The sequence below is a fragment of the Arthrobacter zhaoxinii genome, assembly GCF_024385505.1.
GTDB lineage: Bacteria > Actinomycetota > Actinomycetes > Actinomycetales > Micrococcaceae > Arthrobacter_B > Arthrobacter_B zhaoxinii.
The window spans coordinates 96,838-110,646 of sequence record NZ_JANFLT010000002.1; the positions used below are offsets into that span (position 1 = coordinate 96,838).

14 protein-coding genes and 1 tRNA gene are annotated in these 13,809 nt (G+C 67.0%); 7 read left to right on the top strand and 8 right to left on the bottom strand.

Features of this window, described 5'->3' with window-relative positions; all coding sequences use genetic code 11:
- Positions 1-2: 2 nt before the first annotated feature.
- The gene (trxB, locus tag NNX37_RS03995) at positions 3-980 is read right to left on the bottom strand and encodes a thioredoxin-disulfide reductase (RefSeq protein ID WP_255791008.1); all 978 of its coding nucleotides are present in this window, start codon (positions 978-980) and stop codon (positions 3-5) included.
- Positions 981-1,085: 105 nt separating this feature from the next.
- Between trxB and NNX37_RS04000 the strand changes: the two genes are divergently transcribed.
- Entirely contained in the window at positions 1,086-1,610 is a 525-nt protein-coding gene (locus NNX37_RS04000; protein ID WP_255791009.1) for a GNAT family N-acetyltransferase, read from the top strand.
- A gap of 33 nt (positions 1,611-1,643) precedes the next feature.
- Here NNX37_RS04000 and NNX37_RS04005 read toward each other — a convergent pair whose 3' ends face one another.
- The 4 genes from NNX37_RS04005 to NNX37_RS04020 all read right to left on the bottom strand — a co-directional run bounded on the left by NNX37_RS04005 (position 1,644) and on the right by NNX37_RS04020 (position 4,185).
- On the bottom strand, positions 1,644-2,519 hold the full coding sequence (locus NNX37_RS04005; protein WP_255791010.1) for an ABC transporter permease: 876 nt from the start codon (positions 2,517-2,519) through the stop codon (positions 1,644-1,646).
- Positions 2,516-3,445, bottom strand: a complete 930-nt coding sequence (locus NNX37_RS04010; protein ID WP_255791011.1) for an ABC transporter ATP-binding protein — start codon at positions 3,443-3,445, stop codon at positions 2,516-2,518. The genes NNX37_RS04005 and NNX37_RS04010 overlap by 4 nt, the downstream gene beginning before the upstream one ends.
- 9 nt (positions 3,446-3,454) lie before the next feature.
- On the bottom strand, positions 3,455-4,009 hold the full coding sequence (locus NNX37_RS04015) for a GNAT family N-acetyltransferase (RefSeq protein WP_255791506.1): 555 nt from the start codon (positions 4,007-4,009) through the stop codon (positions 3,455-3,457).
- Between the two features lie 103 nt (positions 4,010-4,112).
- Positions 4,113-4,185 (bottom strand) — tRNA-Ala (locus NNX37_RS04020).
- 209 nt (positions 4,186-4,394) lie between these two features.
- On the opposite strand from NNX37_RS04020, the gene NNX37_RS04025 reads away from it, so the two are divergent.
- The gene (locus NNX37_RS04025; RefSeq protein ID WP_407079918.1) at positions 4,395-4,799 is read left to right on the top strand and encodes a four-helix bundle copper-binding protein; all 405 of its coding nucleotides are present in this window, start codon (positions 4,395-4,397) and stop codon (positions 4,797-4,799) included.
- A 16-nt stretch (positions 4,800-4,815) separates the two neighbouring features.
- On the opposite strand, the gene NNX37_RS04030 is transcribed toward NNX37_RS04025, so the two are convergent.
- Positions 4,816-5,331: a mycothiol transferase gene (locus tag NNX37_RS04030; protein WP_255791012.1), complete on the bottom strand. Its 516-nt coding sequence runs from the start codon at positions 5,329-5,331 to the stop codon at positions 4,816-4,818.
- 145 nt (positions 5,332-5,476) lie between these two features.
- Here NNX37_RS04030 and NNX37_RS04035 point away from each other — a divergent pair, with 145 nt between their 5' ends.
- The 4 genes from NNX37_RS04035 (at position 5,477) to NNX37_RS04050 (ending at position 9,544) form a co-directional block, all read left to right on the top strand.
- On the top strand, positions 5,477-5,701 hold the full coding sequence (locus tag NNX37_RS04035) for a hypothetical protein (RefSeq protein ID WP_255791013.1): 225 nt from the start codon (positions 5,477-5,479) through the stop codon (positions 5,699-5,701).
- A gap of 62 nt (positions 5,702-5,763) precedes the next feature.
- Positions 5,764-6,480: an IclR family transcriptional regulator gene (locus NNX37_RS04040; protein WP_255791014.1), complete on the top strand. Its 717-nt coding sequence runs from the start codon at positions 5,764-5,766 to the stop codon at positions 6,478-6,480.
- A gap of 88 nt (positions 6,481-6,568) precedes the next feature.
- Positions 6,569-8,488: a heavy metal translocating P-type ATPase gene (locus NNX37_RS04045; RefSeq protein ID WP_255791015.1), complete on the top strand. Its 1,920-nt coding sequence runs from the start codon at positions 6,569-6,571 to the stop codon at positions 8,486-8,488.
- Between the two features lie 60 nt (positions 8,489-8,548).
- Positions 8,549-9,544 (top strand): magnesium and cobalt transport protein CorA, encoded by a 996-nt coding sequence (locus NNX37_RS04050; protein WP_255791508.1) that lies wholly within the window; start codon positions 8,549-8,551, stop codon positions 9,542-9,544.
- Between the two features lie 73 nt (positions 9,545-9,617).
- Here the strand turns inward: NNX37_RS04050 and NNX37_RS04055 are convergent, their stop codons facing one another.
- Entirely contained in the window at positions 9,618-10,979 is a 1,362-nt protein-coding gene (locus NNX37_RS04055; RefSeq protein WP_255791016.1) for an MFS transporter, read from the bottom strand.
- Positions 10,980-11,132: 153 nt separating this feature from the next.
- On the opposite strand from NNX37_RS04055, the gene NNX37_RS04060 reads away from it, so the two are divergent.
- Positions 11,133-12,722: a DHA2 family efflux MFS transporter permease subunit gene (locus NNX37_RS04060; protein WP_407079919.1), complete on the top strand. Its 1,590-nt coding sequence runs from the start codon at positions 11,133-11,135 to the stop codon at positions 12,720-12,722.
- A gap of 58 nt (positions 12,723-12,780) precedes the next feature.
- On the opposite strand, the gene NNX37_RS04065 is transcribed toward NNX37_RS04060, so the two are convergent.
- Positions 12,781-13,662 (bottom strand): manganese catalase family protein, encoded by an 882-nt coding sequence (locus tag NNX37_RS04065; protein ID WP_255791018.1) that lies wholly within the window; start codon positions 13,660-13,662, stop codon positions 12,781-12,783.
- Between the last annotated feature and the right edge of the window lie 147 nt (positions 13,663-13,809).

Below are 13,809 nucleotides of genomic sequence, written 5' to 3' on the forward strand. Positions count from 1 at the left end.
GGCTAGCCGTTCAGCGAACCCTCCACGAGCGCGGTGGCGATACTGTCCGCATCCGCCTGCGCCGCCAGGTAGCGTTCGGCATCCAGTGCCGCCGAGCAGCCGGTGCCGGCTGCGGTGATGGCCTGCCGGTAGCGGTGGTCCACGGCGTCGCCGCACGCAAACACCCCGTCCAGGTTGGTCTGGGTGCTCGGGGCGGCCACTCTGATGTAGCCGTCCGGATCCAGCTGCACCTGTCCGGCCAGCAGATCGGTGCGCGGAGCGTGGCCGATGGCCACGAAGATCCCCCGCACCGGCAGCTCGCGCGTTGCACCGGTGACGGTGTCCGTGAGCGTCATTCCGGTGACCTGGTCCGAGCCGTGGATGGCGGTGACCTCGCTGTTGAACTCGAACCGGATCTTGGAATGGTCCCGTGCCCGCTGGGCCATGATGCGGGAGGCGCGCAGGGCGTCCCGGCGCACGACGACGGTCACCGAGTCCGCGAAGCGGGTCAGGAAGAGTGCTTCCTCCATGGCCGAATCCCCGCCTCCGACCACCGCAATGTCCTGGCTGCGGAAGAAAAAACCGTCGCAGGTGGCGCACCAGGAAATCCCCCGGCCGTTGAGCTGCTTTTCCTCCGGCAGCCCCAGCTCCTTGTAGACGGATCCGGTGGCGAGGATGACGCTGCGGGCCTTGTGGCTTTTCCCGCCGCCGGTGACCACGCGTTTGGTGTGCGTGCCCAGATCCACCGACACGACGTCGTCGTACTCCACCAGTGCACCGAACTTCTCCGCCTGCCGGCGCAGGTTGTCCATCAGGTCCGGTCCCAGGACGCCGTCCGGGAAGCCCGGGAAGTTCTCCACTTCGGTGGTGTTCATTAACGCGCCGCCGGCGGTCACGGAACCGGCGAGGATGCGCGGTTTCAACCCTGCACGGGCTGCGTAGATCCCGGCCGTGTAACCGGCCGGTCCGGACCCGATGATGAGGACGGAATCAGTGCCCATCTGCTTTTCCCTTCGCTGCGGCGTTCTTCAAGTCTGGCCGGGGGCGGGTTAGGGTCGGTACCCCGGGCGCGTTTAGCGATGCCGGAAACGGCAAAGGAGCCAGCAGTGGCAGCAGCACTCAAGAACATTCAGCTGATTCAGCTTCCCCGCGGAGTGATCGATGCGCTGGCCGCCGGGAATCTGCCCGCGGCCAACCGGGAGGCGCCGCTGGAACTTACCGAGCATTTTTCCCGGGACCGGCAGCCGCTGTGGCGGATGAGGAGCGAGCAGCTGCGGGAAAATCCGGGCGATGCAGTCTGGATTACCCGGGCGATCTTTGACCCAGAAGTCGGACGGGCCGTGGGCCTGGCCGGTTTCCACGGGCCGCCGGATGAGGCAGGCATGGTGGAGGTGGGCTACTCCGTGGACCCGGCCTACCGTCGCCAGGGCTACGCCCGGGCCGCTTTGGAAGCCCTGCTTGCGGTGGCTGCCCGGGAACCGTCAATCCGGACCGTCCGCGCCACCATCAGCCCGGATAACGATGTTTCCCGGAAGCTGGTGGAGCAGTACGGGTTCGCCGCCAACGGCGAGCAGTGGGATGACGAGGACGGGCTGGAGATTATTTACGAAGTGCCCGCCGGAGACAGCTGACGTCGGTTCCCGGGACCACTCGGGGGCCGCTGCTCAGCGGATGCGGGAACGGATCCGCAGCGCCGCCAGCAGGACGAAGACCACTACCATCGCCGCCAGGATAAACACCACGTACCCGGCGGATACCTCCCAGTTCCCCACCTGTGCAGTAATTCCAAAGATGTCCTGCACCGCGGCCACGGCGTCGGGCTGGTCCGTCACGGCGCCCATGGGTCCGGCGGTCATTTCCTGGCGCACCACCATGGAGGCCTGCATAAAGGGCAGCGCGCTGACGAAGTTCTTCACGCCCTCAGGGAAGGCACCCACGGGAATGTAGGACCCGGCAGCGAAGCCGAGGATGGTGCCTACCAGCGTGGACAGTGCCGCGAAGGACCCCGGGGTGCGGACGAAGGTGACAATGAAGGCGCTGAGCGATCCGAAGGCGACGCAGCTGAGCACCAGATAGCCGTAGGTGCGGGCCAGCTGACCCGCTGTGAGCACCACCCCGTCCACCGCGGCCAGGTATCCAAGACTCACGGCCAGCACGATGGTGGTCATGATCAGCGCGACCGTGACAGTGGACAGCAGATACCCCAGGACCAGCTGCCCCCGGGTGATGGGTGACACCAGGAAGTCCCGGAAGCGCCCCGAAGCGGTGTCGTCCACAATCACGTTCACGGCGGCGAGCCCCGTGGTGATCGCGGTGATTCCCACAATCCCGGCGAACATCCACGCGTCCACCAGGCCCTTGACGTCCTCCTCGGCGGCCTGCGGAAACATTTCCTCCAGGCCCTCGGTCTGCTGGTTGCCCAGGAACAGGGTGTAGAGCAGGAACAGGACCAGCGCGCCGAGAAGGGAAAAGAAGAGGTTCAGCCGGTCACGGAAGTACAGGCGCAGGTTCCGGCCGGTGATATCCAGGACTACGTTCATGCTGCTTCCCCCTGCCGGCCGGTGAGGGCCAGAAAAACGTCGTCCATGGTTCCGTGGCGGAATTCGAAGTCCAGCACGCTGTCGCCGTGCGCCGCGAGGAGGCGGCGGGCGGTGTCGGACCGGTCCACCCGCAGCCGCAGCACGTTGCCGTCCGAGCCGGCGACGTCGACCCCGGCGTCGCGGGCGAGGTCCGCCAGCGCCTGCGGTTCGGCGGAGGTGATGGAGAGGATGCTGCTGCTGTATTCGGCCCGCAGCGTGGTGGGCGTACCGTCGGCGACGATCTTCCCCTTCTCAATCACGCAGACCCGGTCCGCTTCCTCGGTCTCCTCCATGTAATGGGTGGTCAGGAAGACCGTGAGTCCGTGATTTTCGCGCAGGTCGTGGATGGTGGACCAGACCAGGGCACGGCTGCCCGGATCCAGGCCGGCAGTGGGTTCGTCCAGGAAGATGATCGACGGCGAGTGCAGCAGCGCGCGGGCGATGTCCACCCGGCGTCGTTCCCCGCCGGAATAGGTGGCATAGCGACGGTCGAGGAAGTCTCCGAGGCCAACCAGCCGGCCCAGCTCGTCAATGCGGGCATTATTGGCAGCCTTATCCGGGGAGTAGAACCGTGCCCGGGTCTGAAGGTTTTCCCTTCCGGTGAGAATGGGATCCAGCAGTGAATCCTGGAATACCACGCCGATGGCCTCGCGGACACCGCCTCCGCTGCCGCGTACGTCGTGCCCCGCCACCTCGACAGTGCCGGCGTCGAACGGGAGCACCGTGGTCAGGCAGGAAATGGTGGTGGACTTCCCGGCGCCGTTGGCACCCAGGAAGGCAAATACGCTTCCTGCCTGCACCTCGAAGGACAGGTCGTCCACGGCGGCCACCCCGCCGAACCGTTTGGTCAGTCCCCGGACGGAGATTGCGGCGTCCGTAGTTCCCATTTGGCTCCCCTAGCTTTTGCGGTTCCATGCGTCCAGGAGCAGGTCGTCGAATTCCAACGGAGTCACTGTGTTGTTTTCCCAGTCCGAGCGCAGTATCGCATAGGCCACGGAGGCAAGCCGGGACCCATCCGCCGTCGGCCACGCCTGCCGGTAGTGCGCTTCCTTGACGAACCCGGCGCGCAGGAAGGTTTTGCGCATGGCAATGTTGTCTTCCCGGGTCTGCCCTTCGAACCGGACGAGATCCGGCAGTTCGGTGAAGGCAAGCCGGCACAGGGCCCGCACGACGTCGGTGCCCAGGCCTCGGCCCCGGTGGTCTTCCGCCAGCCGGAGGTCAAAGTCGACGTTCTCGTCGGTCAGTCCCTCCATGACTGCCAGCCCGATGTCTTCGCCGTCGTGCTGCACCCAGTAGCCCTGGGATTCCCCGCTCCAGAAGTGCCCCTCCGCCACCCGCTGGTTTGCGGAGGACTCGCCGGGGGCCGGATTCACGTGGAAGGGAAACCGGTTGGATGCCAGGAACGCTGCGACCGCTCCGGCGTCGTCGGGCGTCATGCTGCGGAAGGTGATGGTCGTGCCGGGAAGTGTAGTCTGCGGGCGTTACGCCGCCGAGAAGCCTGCCCCGCCTCGTCCCGGCAAAGCAAAAACCCCCGGTTTCCCGGGGGTTTTCCTGTGGAGCTTAGGGGAATCGAACCCCTGACCTTTTCATTGCGAACGAAACGCTCTACCAACTGAGCTAAAGCCCCGGAACTGCACCGCGCGGCGTCGGACCGTGGTCCAACCGAAACCGAACAACCGGCCCCGCCAGGCTACACCGATTCTAATCACGCTCTTCGGCCCGCGCCAAACCCCCGGCTCCCTTGGAATGCCACCCCGCCCTCGCTACGGTCGGGGAACCGGCACGGCCAGCCAGGGAAAACGGTCCTGCCAAATGCCCCGGAACCAAGGAGGACCCATGGCCCTGATGACCGAAATGCTTGAGAACCGTCCCGGCGGACCCCGCACCCCGGACCCGCGGCTCCTGGCCGAGTGCCTGCGGGCCTGCGCGGAATGCGCCCAGGTGTGCAATGCCTGTGCGGATGCCTGCCTTGCTGAGGAGATGGTGGCGGATCTGGCCGGCTGCATCCGCATCGATCTGGACTGCGCCGGGATCTGCGCAACCACCTCCGCGGTGTTGTCCCGGACAGGGACCACGGGTCCGGCGACCGCGAGCCTGCTGCACGCGTGCATCGCGGCCTGCGCTGCCTGCGCCGAGGAATGCCAGCAGCACGCCTCCATGCACCAGCATTGCCGGATCTGTGCGGAGGCCTGCCGGCGCTGCCTCAATGCCTGCGAAAAGCTCCTGCTCTCGCTCGGCTAGCACGGACCCCCTGGCCTCACGCCGCCTGCGCCAACACCATGCCCCGGACGTAGGCCGCCTGCCCCACATGCTCCAGACAGTCGGCCAAGGTGCTTACCAGCCGTATGCCCAGCGTCACCGGCGGGTCCCAGGCCCGGTCCACAATCTGCTCCAGGTCCTCGCCCGACAGTCCCGAGACGAAGGCCGCGGTGCGGGAGTGCACGTCCCCGTAATAGCCCACCAGCAGCTCCGCGGACTGCACTTGGACCAGTGCCACCTGCTCGGAAGTGTGCCCGTACCCGGTGTCCTCCACCGCGAGCGGCAGCCCCACCCGTTCCGCCCAGCCGTTGGCGGTCCAGACCTGTTCCTGCCCGGCCACCTCGGCAACCTGATAATCCTCCACGCGGGACAGATGCCAGATCAGCCAGGAAACGGAGTTTCCGTCCGGATAGGGGCGGTGGTTGAGGGTTCCGGCATCGAGGTTGTTCACGGCCCGGCGGACGGCGCTGGGCAACCGACCGAAGGCATCAACAAGAAGATCGCTCTGGTTCATGGCGGCAGGTTCCCTCGGAGTCGGCGGCACGGTTTCGCCATCTTTTCACGGTGGCCGGGGTCCGGGAAGAGCCGTTTCGGTGCCAAAGCAGAAAACCCGGGACCGAACGGTTCCATTGACGGCGTGCGGTCCTAAAATTGCTCGCATGAGCTGGACAGACGAACGTCCCGCATGGCTTCCGCCCATCCCGCCACCGCACCGCGGCCAGGTCCGGATTGTCCTGGGAATGATCCTGGTCTGCAGCGCCATGCTGACCAGCCTGGTGGTCGCCGCCTTCGGGGCCCTGCTGAGCATGTACATTCTGTGGCCGCTGGCCGGCGGGCTGCTGCTGCTTATGTCCGGGCTGCTCAGCCGCCGCCGCGGCGCGTAGCGGCACGTCCCGGGGCCTGGCTCCGCGGCAGGTGCGCGCCGGCGTGCGCTTAGGATTGGCCCATGACACCCCCCGAACCCACCGGTGCCGGCTCCCAGTCCCAGACCCTCTCCCGCGGAATCCGGGCGCTGGAACTCCTCGCCGAAGCGGAGAACCCGCTGAGCATCGCCGAGCTCTCCGAAGGACTCGGGGTACACCGTTCCATCGCCTACCGGATCCTGCGCACGCTGGAGTCCCATTCGCTGGTGATGCGCGACGACGCCGGCCGGGTTTCGGCCGCACCCGGCCTGGCGGCACTGGCCCGGGGCGTCTCGCGGGACCTGCAGTCGGCGGCCCTGCCCGAGCTCAGCATCCTGGCCAACGAGCTGTCCATGACTGCCTTCGTTGCCGTCTGGGACCGGCAGAACTGTGTCACCCTGATGACGGTGGAGCCCACCCACAGCCGCATGGCCCTGATCCAGCGCCCGGGCACCCGCCACTCCTTCACCGCCGGTGCGCCGGGCATCGCCATCCAGTCCGCGATGACCGAGGACCAGTGGGACCGGCTGGCCCCCGGCCAGAACTACCGCAGCGAAAGCCGGACCGCCCGCGAGCGCGGCTATGCGGTCAGCCACAACGAGGTCATCGAAGGGGTCTCCGCTGTGGCCGCACCCGTGACGGCCTCCGGCCAGCTGCCGGCCGCCGTCTCCGTGGTCTATTTCGGCTCCGGCAAGGACGAAGACGCCATGGGGCTTCGCCTGGCGGAAACCGCCCGGCGGATCGAAGCCGCGCTCCGCTAGAACGACGGCGGCCGCCCTGCGCGCCCCGGAAGTTAGGCAAGGTTTATCTTGCTGGAAACTGCTCGGCGGCAGGCTTAAAACGGAAGACATGTGGAGGAGGATTCGGGGCGCGGTGCGCCGTTATCCGCTGGTGTTCACCACGCTGCTGGTGGGCCTGGCGGTCCTTGCCCTGCAGGCGGCCGGCGCCGGACCCGCCGCGGCCTGGACCGCAGGTCTGTATGCGGGTGCCGTGGCGCTGAAGACCGCCGCGGAAATGCTCCGGAACATCCGCGCCGGGAACTGGGGGCTGGACATCCTGGCCGTCATCGCCATCCTCAGCACCGTCGTCGTCGGTGAATACCTGGCCGCGCTGATCATTGTCCTGATGCTCTCCGGCGGGGAAGCACTGGAGGACTATGCGGCCGGCCGGGCACGGGGTGAGCTTGATGCCCTGCTGGACCGGGCGCCGCAGGTTGCGCATCGACTGCCCTCCCGCGCCGGGGGGTCGCTGCCCGGGAACGAGCGCATCCCCCGGGGTGCGGCGGAAGACATTCCGGCCACCGAGGTGGCTGCCGGGGACATCCTGCTGATCAAGCCGGCCGAAGTGGTGCCGGTGGACGGCGTCCTGCTGGATCCTGCGGCGGAGTTTGACGAATCCTCCCTCACCGGCGAGCCCCTCCCGGTGGCGCGCAAGGCCGGAGCCACGGTGATGAGCGGTTCCGTCAACGGCACCCATGCGGTTTCCCTCCGCGCCACGGCGACGACGGCGGACAGCCAGTACCAGCGCATCGTGGCCCTGGTGCAGGAAGCTGCGGAGTCGAAGGCACCGGTCGTCCGGCTGGCGGACCGGTTTGCCGTCCCCTTCACCCTGGTGTCGCTGCTGATCGCCGGCACCGCCTGGGCCCTCTCCGGCGATCCGGTCCGGTTTGCCGAGGTACTGGTGCTGGCCACACCCTGTCCGTTGCTGATCGCCGCTCCGGTCGCCTTCATGGGCGGCATGAGCCGGGCGGCCCGCAGCGGCATCATCGTCAAGGGCGGGGCGGTGCTGGAGCAGCTGGCGCGGGCACGGAGCGCTGCCTTCGATAAGACCGGAACCCTGACCTACGGCCGGCCCGGGCTTGTCTCAGTGAATCCTGCTCCCGGCTTCAGCCCGGACGAGCTCCTGTCACTGGCAGCCTCCGCCGAGCAGTATTCCTCCCACGTCCTGGCCGCCGCGGTCCTGGCCGCCGCCCGGAACCGGGGGCTGCAGCCGGCTCCTGCCGACACGGCGCAGGAGGTCACCGCCAACGGCGTCGAAGCGCTCATCGGGGGCCGGACCGTCCGGATCGGGAAGCGCCGGTTTATCACCGAAACGGACCCGCAGGTGCCTTCTGCGGACCTCGCCCCCGGGCAGATGGTGGTGTATCTCAGTGTGGACGGCCGGTTCGCCGGCACCCTGGTGATGAGCGACGCCGCCCGCACGAATGCAGCCGCCACCCTGAGGCAGCTGCACGGGCTGGGGATCCGCGAAACGGTGATGCTCACCGGCGACGGCCCGGCCACCGCGCGGGCCGTCGGCAATACGGTGGGGATTACGGATGTGCGCGCCGGGCTGCTTCCGGAGGACAAGGTGCGCGCCGTCGCAGCCCTGCCGCTGCGTCCGGTGGTGATGGTGGGCGACGGCGTCAATGACGCGCCGGTGCTGGCGGCGGCCGACGTCGGGATCGCCATGGGTGCACGGGGTTCCACGGCTGCCAGCGAGTCCGCCGACGTCGTGATCATGGCCGACGATGTTTCCAAGGTGGCCACCGCGGTGGAAATCGGCCGGCGAACGATGCAGGTGGCCCTGGGCAGCATCTGGCTCGGCATTGTCCTGAGCCTGGCCCTGATGCTGGTGGCGTCCTTCGGTTACATTCCGGCGGTCGCCGGTGCCCTGACCCAGGAACTGGTGGATCTGGCCGCCATCCTCAACGCCCTGCGTGCCCTTCACGGCGGGGGACGCCGCCCGTCCCGCCCCGCACGACGGCAGGGGCCCGGCGAACAGGGATAATGGACACTGGCCGGCGTCCATGCCCGGCCGGTGACAGGTTTAGACGCTAGGGGAATGTCCATGACGTTGGTCGACAATGCGGTGTATGTGGACGGCAAGCGCTTCCACAATCCGGACAGCCTCGATGAGACCTTTGAACTGACCCGCAGTTCCGGCGGCATGGCCTGGATCGGTTTGTACCGCCCGGACGAGGTGGAGCTGCTGGCCGTGGCCGAGGAGTTCGGCCTGAACCTGCTCATTGTCGAAGACGCCCTGGCCGGCCACCAGCGCTCGAAGCTTGAACAGTACGGTGACCAGCTGTTCCTGGTCCTGCGTCCCGCCCGCTACCTTGACGACGTCGAACGCGTGGAGTTCGGCGAGCTGCACCTGTTCGTGGGACCCAACTTCGTGGTGACCGTCCGGCATGCCGAATCCCCGGACCTCACCCGGGTCCGCAAGCGGCTGGAACAGGAGCCGGAGCTGCTCGCGCTGGGGCCGCAGGCGGTGCTCTACGCCGTGCTGGACCAGGTGGTGGATGAATACGCGCCCGTGGCGGCCGGACTCGAAAACGACATTGACGAGATCGAGGACCAGCTGTTCGGCGGCGACGCCGAGGTTCCCCGCCGCATCTACGAACTTTCCCGCGAAGTCATCCAGTTCCACCGTGCCATCAGTCCGTTGGAAAACGTGGTGGGCGAACTGCGCCAGAACGCGGACCAGTACGGCATTCCCACGGACCTGCACGACAACCTCGGCGACGTGCTGGACCATGTGCTGCGCCTGGTGGACCGGGTCAATGCGTACCGCGCGATCCTGGAGAATGCGCTCACCCTCTCCTCCACGCTCGCGTCCAACCGGCTCGCAGAAACCAGCATTGAACAGAACGAACAGGTGAAGCGGATCTCCTCCTGGGCCGCCATCCTCTTTGCCCCCACCCTGGTGGGCACCATTTACGGCATGAACTTTGAGCACATGCCCGAGCTCGGCTGGGAATTCGGATATCCGCTGGCGATCCTGGCGATGTTCGGGATGGGCTTCGTCCTGTACATGACCTTCAAGCGGAACAAGTGGCTCTGACGCGCCGGGGCGCCGCCGTCGACGGCGGTACCCCGGCGGACCGGTGGCAGCGAGCGCGGCGGACCGGCAGCCGCTAGCGGCGGGAGTCCTGCTTCGGAGCATCCTCCACGTGCAGGTCGTTGCCCTTGGTTTCCTTCACCATGGTCACCGCGACGAGGGACACCACGCACAGCACCATGATGTAGATGCCGATCGAGGGCGACCAGCCGGTCTCGTTCAGCAGTGCCTGGGCAATGGTCGGCGCGAACGCCCCGCCCAGGATGGCCCCGAGGGCGTACCCAATGGAGACCCCCGAGTACCGCACCCGCGCCGGGAACATCTCGGCGTACATGGCGGACTGCGGGCCGTAGGACAGGCCCAGGCCGATGGTCAGGACAAAGATCGCCACCGCAAACAACACGATGTTGGTGGTGTCGATGAGCAGGAACATCGGAACCGACCACAGGAACACCCAGGCGTAGCCGATCTGGAACGTCCGGACCCGGCCGATCCGGTCGGACAGGATTCCGCCGTAGAGCGTGAAGATCAGCCAGCCGAAGGACCCCAGCGTGGTGGCCAGCAGCACCGAGGGCCGGTCCATGCCCAGCCCGCCCGTCTCCGGCTTGCCCGTGGCATAGGAGGCGAAGAACGCAATGACCAGGTACCCGGCCGCGTTGTTTGCAACGAAGATCAGCGCGCTGAGGACCACCTCGCGGCTGTTGTGCCGAAACAGCTGGCCCAGCGGCGCCGAGGATTCCTTCTTCCGCTCCTGGATCTCCTTGAACACGGGGCTTTCGGCCACCGAACGGCGGATGAAGTAACCCACGGCGATCAGCACCACGGAGAGCAGGAACGGAATGCGCCAGCCCCAGGCCATGAACTGCTCCTCGCTCAGGCTGGTGCTGAGCACGTACATGACGAACGTCGCCAGGATCATGCCGATCGGCACGCCGATCTGCGGATACGCGCCGAACAGTCCGCGCTTGTTCACCGGCGCATGCTCCACCGACAGCAGGGCCGCTCCGCCCCATTCCCCGCCCGCAGAGAAGCCCTGCAGGATGCGCAGCAGGATGAGCAGGATGGGGCCGGCGATGCCGATCTGCGCGTAGGTAGGCACCACGCCGATCAGCGCGGTGGAGGCACCCATCATGATCAGGGTGAACACCAGCATCTTCTTCCGGCCGATCCGGTCCCCCAGGTGTCCGGCAACCACGGCGCCCAGCGGGCGGAAGAGGAAGCTGATGCCGATGGTTGCGAAGGAGACCACCTGCCCCAGCGGCCCGTCATTGATGGGACCGAAATACAGGGTGGCCAGAACCAGGCCCGCAGCCTGGGCGTAAATAAAGAAGTCGTACCACTCGATGGTGGTGCCGACCAGTGTCCCGGCGAGGACCTTGCGTTCCTCCCGGCTCATCGGCCCGGAAGAGGGCACGGCGGACGCGGCGTTGGTGCTCATCTAAAACTCCATTGTTTTGAGACGGATAAAAACCGGAGAGCGATCACTCCCACATCCGGATGCCCGCATCGTACGCCCGCCGCAGCCGGCGGGACCTGCACCGGAACCGGCGAGTTTCAAAGCTGCAGGGTTTGCCACGAACCGCCCGGGGGTATGCCGTGCACGGAAGTAGGTCCACAATGGACTTCGGCTCTTTTTGCGCCTCTTCCACTTTCTCGACTGAAACGGCACCAACGCACTGTGAATACCTCCAAGCCGGACATCAAACCCTGGCCGGCCCTCTGGTCCCTGGTCATCGGATTCTTCATGATTCTGGTGGACTCCACGATCGTCAACATCGCCACCCCGGCCATCATGGCGGATCTGGATGCCGGCCTGGATAAGGTCATCTGGGTCATCAGCGCCTATCTGCTGGCCTACGCCGTGCCGCTGCTGATCACCGGCCGTCTCGGCGACCGGTTCGGCCCGCGGCGCGTCTACCTGATCGGACTGGTGGTCTTCACCCTCTCCAGCCTCTGGTGCGGCTTCGCCAACAGCGTGGACGCACTGATCCTGGCGCGCGTCTTCCAGGGCTTCGGCGCCGCGCTGATGACTCCGCAGACCATGTCCGTGATCACCCGGATCTTCCCGCCGAACAAGCGCGGCACTGCGCTGGGCCTGTGGGGCGCGACCGCCGGCGTCGCCACCCTGGTGGGACCCATCCTGGGCGGCGTCCTCGTGGACGCGCTCGGCTGGGAATGGATTTTCTTCATCAACGTGCCCGTCGGCGTCGTGGGCTTCATCCTCGCCTACCGCCTGGTGCCGAAGCTTGCCACGTCCGTGCACCGCTTCGACTACCTGGGCGTCCTGCTCAGCGCTGCGGGCATGTTCGCCCTGGTGTTCGGCATCCAGGAAGGCGAGAGCTACAACTGGGGCACCATCGCCGGACCCGTCTCCGTCTGGTCCCTGATCATTACCGGCATCGTGCTCCTCGCCGCGTTTGTGCTGTGGCAGCGGTTCAACCGTGCCGAGCCGCTGCTGCCGCTGAAGCTTTTCCGGGACCGCAACTTCTCCCTGGCGAACATCTCCATCACCGGCATGGGCTTCGCCGTGACGGCGTTCTCCCTTCCGCTGATCCTCTTCGCGCAGAACGTGCGCGGGTTGAGCCCCACGCAGGCGGCCCTGCTGCTGGCCCCCATGGCAGTGCTGTCCGGGGTCCTGGCCCCGATCGCCGGCAAGACCGTGCAGCGCGGGAACCCCAAGTTCATTGCCGTGTTCGGCTTCGCGGCCATGGCGGCGTCCCTCATCTGGCTCGGCGCGCTTCTGAGCCCGGACGTGCCCTACTGGCAGCTGGTGCTTCCGATGCTCCTGATGGGCCTGGCGAACGCGTGCATCTGGCCCTCGGTTTCCCTGACGGCCACCCGGAACCTGGCGGCCGACGTCGCCGGTGCCGGTTCCGGTGTCTACAACACCACCCGGCAGTTCGGCGCGGTGATCGGCAGCAGTGCCATCGCGGCCATTATGCAGTCCCGGCTGACGGCGCATCTGGGCGGCGGAGCGGCCGACGGCGGCACGGCGCCGGCCGCGGGCGCGTTCCCCGAAGCGCTCAAGGCAGGATACTCCGAGGCAATGGGCCAGTCCCTGTACCTGCCCGCCGCGGTTATTCTCCTGGCCCTGCTGGCGTCGCTGTTCTACGCCAAGCCGGCCCCGGAGCTCACCTCCCGCGGTGCGCGGGAAGCCGCACCGACCGTCTCGAAGGGCTGACCGCGCTGCCCGGACAGCAGGAAACCGGGCAGAGCCCCCGCTCCGCCCGGTTTTCGGGCTATTCCTTCTTCAGCTTGTCCTGCGCAGCCCCTGCTGCCTTCTCCACGGGGTTGGGCACATCGGTGGTGCCGTAGAACCGTGCGTCCGGGCGGGTGGGGGGCGGCATGGGGGCCCGGGTGGTGGGACCGTCGTGGTAACTGAACTCGCCCTTCCCGTCCGGGGCGGGCCCCTTGGCCCAGGAACCTTCCTTCGCATGCTCCCCGTCGGAGAAGTTCAGGTACTGGTAGGACACCTCGCGGTGTTCCTTGTTGAGCGGGAAGTTGCTGGGTACCGGTAGCTGTTCCATGTTCTCCGCCTGAAGTTCCAGGGCCGCGGTGGTCCACTGGTTCTGGTGCATGGTGTCCCGGGCCAGCAGGAACGCCAGCAGGTCCCGCACCCCGTGGTCATCGGTCATGTGGTAAAGCCGGGCGACGGCGAGGCGGCCCTGCATTTCAATGTTGGCGTTGGACGTAAAGTCCGCCAGCATATTGCCGCTGGCCGTGATGTACCCGCCGGTCCACGGGTTACCGTTGCTGTCCACCGGACGGGCACCGGCACCGGCCGCGATGGCGTGCTGCACATCCATGCCGCCCACCACTGCTGCAACCGTGGGATCGTCCTGGACCGCGTCGCCGGTGATCCCCAGCGGGGCCTTTTCCAGCAGCTGCGCAATCATGACGGCTAGCATTTCCACGTGGCCCATTTCCTCGGCGGCGATGCCGTACAGCAGGTCCCGGTATTTGCCCGGGATGTGCGCATTCCAGGATTGGAATCCGTACTGCATGGCTACCGTGATTTCGCCGTACTGTCCGCCCAGGGCCTCCTGCAGCTTCCGGGCGAATACGGCATCCGGCTTATCCGGGGTGGCTTTGAACTGGAGTTCTTGTTTGTGGAAAAACATGCAATTCCTCCGCACCTTGTGGACCGGCGCCGAAGTCGGCTGTCCCTCGGTCGGGGGTGCCGTGGCCGGTCACGGTGATTCCAAAGTAGACCCGCGCCGAAGCCCGTGGAAGACCGTACCCCGGACTTGCCGGAGCGTGGCAGGGAA

Coding starts and splice junctions, on each gene's coding strand:
- NNX37_RS04005 (WP_255791010.1), bottom strand. CDS start 2,519: ATGAACGTAGTCCTGGATATCACCGGCCGGAACCTGCGCCTGTACTTC.
- NNX37_RS04035 (WP_255791013.1), top strand. CDS start 5,477: ATGAGCTGGACAGACGAACGTCCCGCATGGCTTCCGCCCATCCCGCCA.
- NNX37_RS04030 (WP_255791012.1), bottom strand. CDS start 5,331: ATGAACCAGAGCGATCTTCTTGTTGATGCCTTCGGTCGGTTGCCCAGC.
- NNX37_RS04060 (WP_407079919.1), top strand. CDS start 11,133: ATGCCGTGCACGGAAGTAGGTCCACAATGGACTTCGGCTCTTTTTGCG.
- NNX37_RS04040 (WP_255791014.1), top strand. CDS start 5,764: ATGACACCCCCCGAACCCACCGGTGCCGGCTCCCAGTCCCAGACCCTC.
- trxB (WP_255791008.1), bottom strand. CDS start 980: ATGGGCACTGATTCCGTCCTCATCATCGGGTCCGGACCGGCCGGTTAC.
- NNX37_RS04045 (WP_255791015.1), top strand. CDS start 6,569: ATGTGGAGGAGGATTCGGGGCGCGGTGCGCCGTTATCCGCTGGTGTTC.
- NNX37_RS04065 (WP_255791018.1), bottom strand. CDS start 13,662: ATGTTTTTCCACAAACAAGAACTCCAGTTCAAAGCCACCCCGGATAAG.
- NNX37_RS04055 (WP_255791016.1), bottom strand. CDS start 10,979: ATGAGCACCAACGCCGCGTCCGCCGTGCCCTCTTCCGGGCCGATGAGC.
- NNX37_RS04050 (WP_255791508.1), top strand. CDS start 8,549: ATGACGTTGGTCGACAATGCGGTGTATGTGGACGGCAAGCGCTTCCAC.
- NNX37_RS04010 (WP_255791011.1), bottom strand. CDS start 3,445: ATGGGAACTACGGACGCCGCAATCTCCGTCCGGGGACTGACCAAACGG.
- NNX37_RS04025 (WP_407079918.1), top strand. CDS start 4,395: ATGGCCCTGATGACCGAAATGCTTGAGAACCGTCCCGGCGGACCCCGC.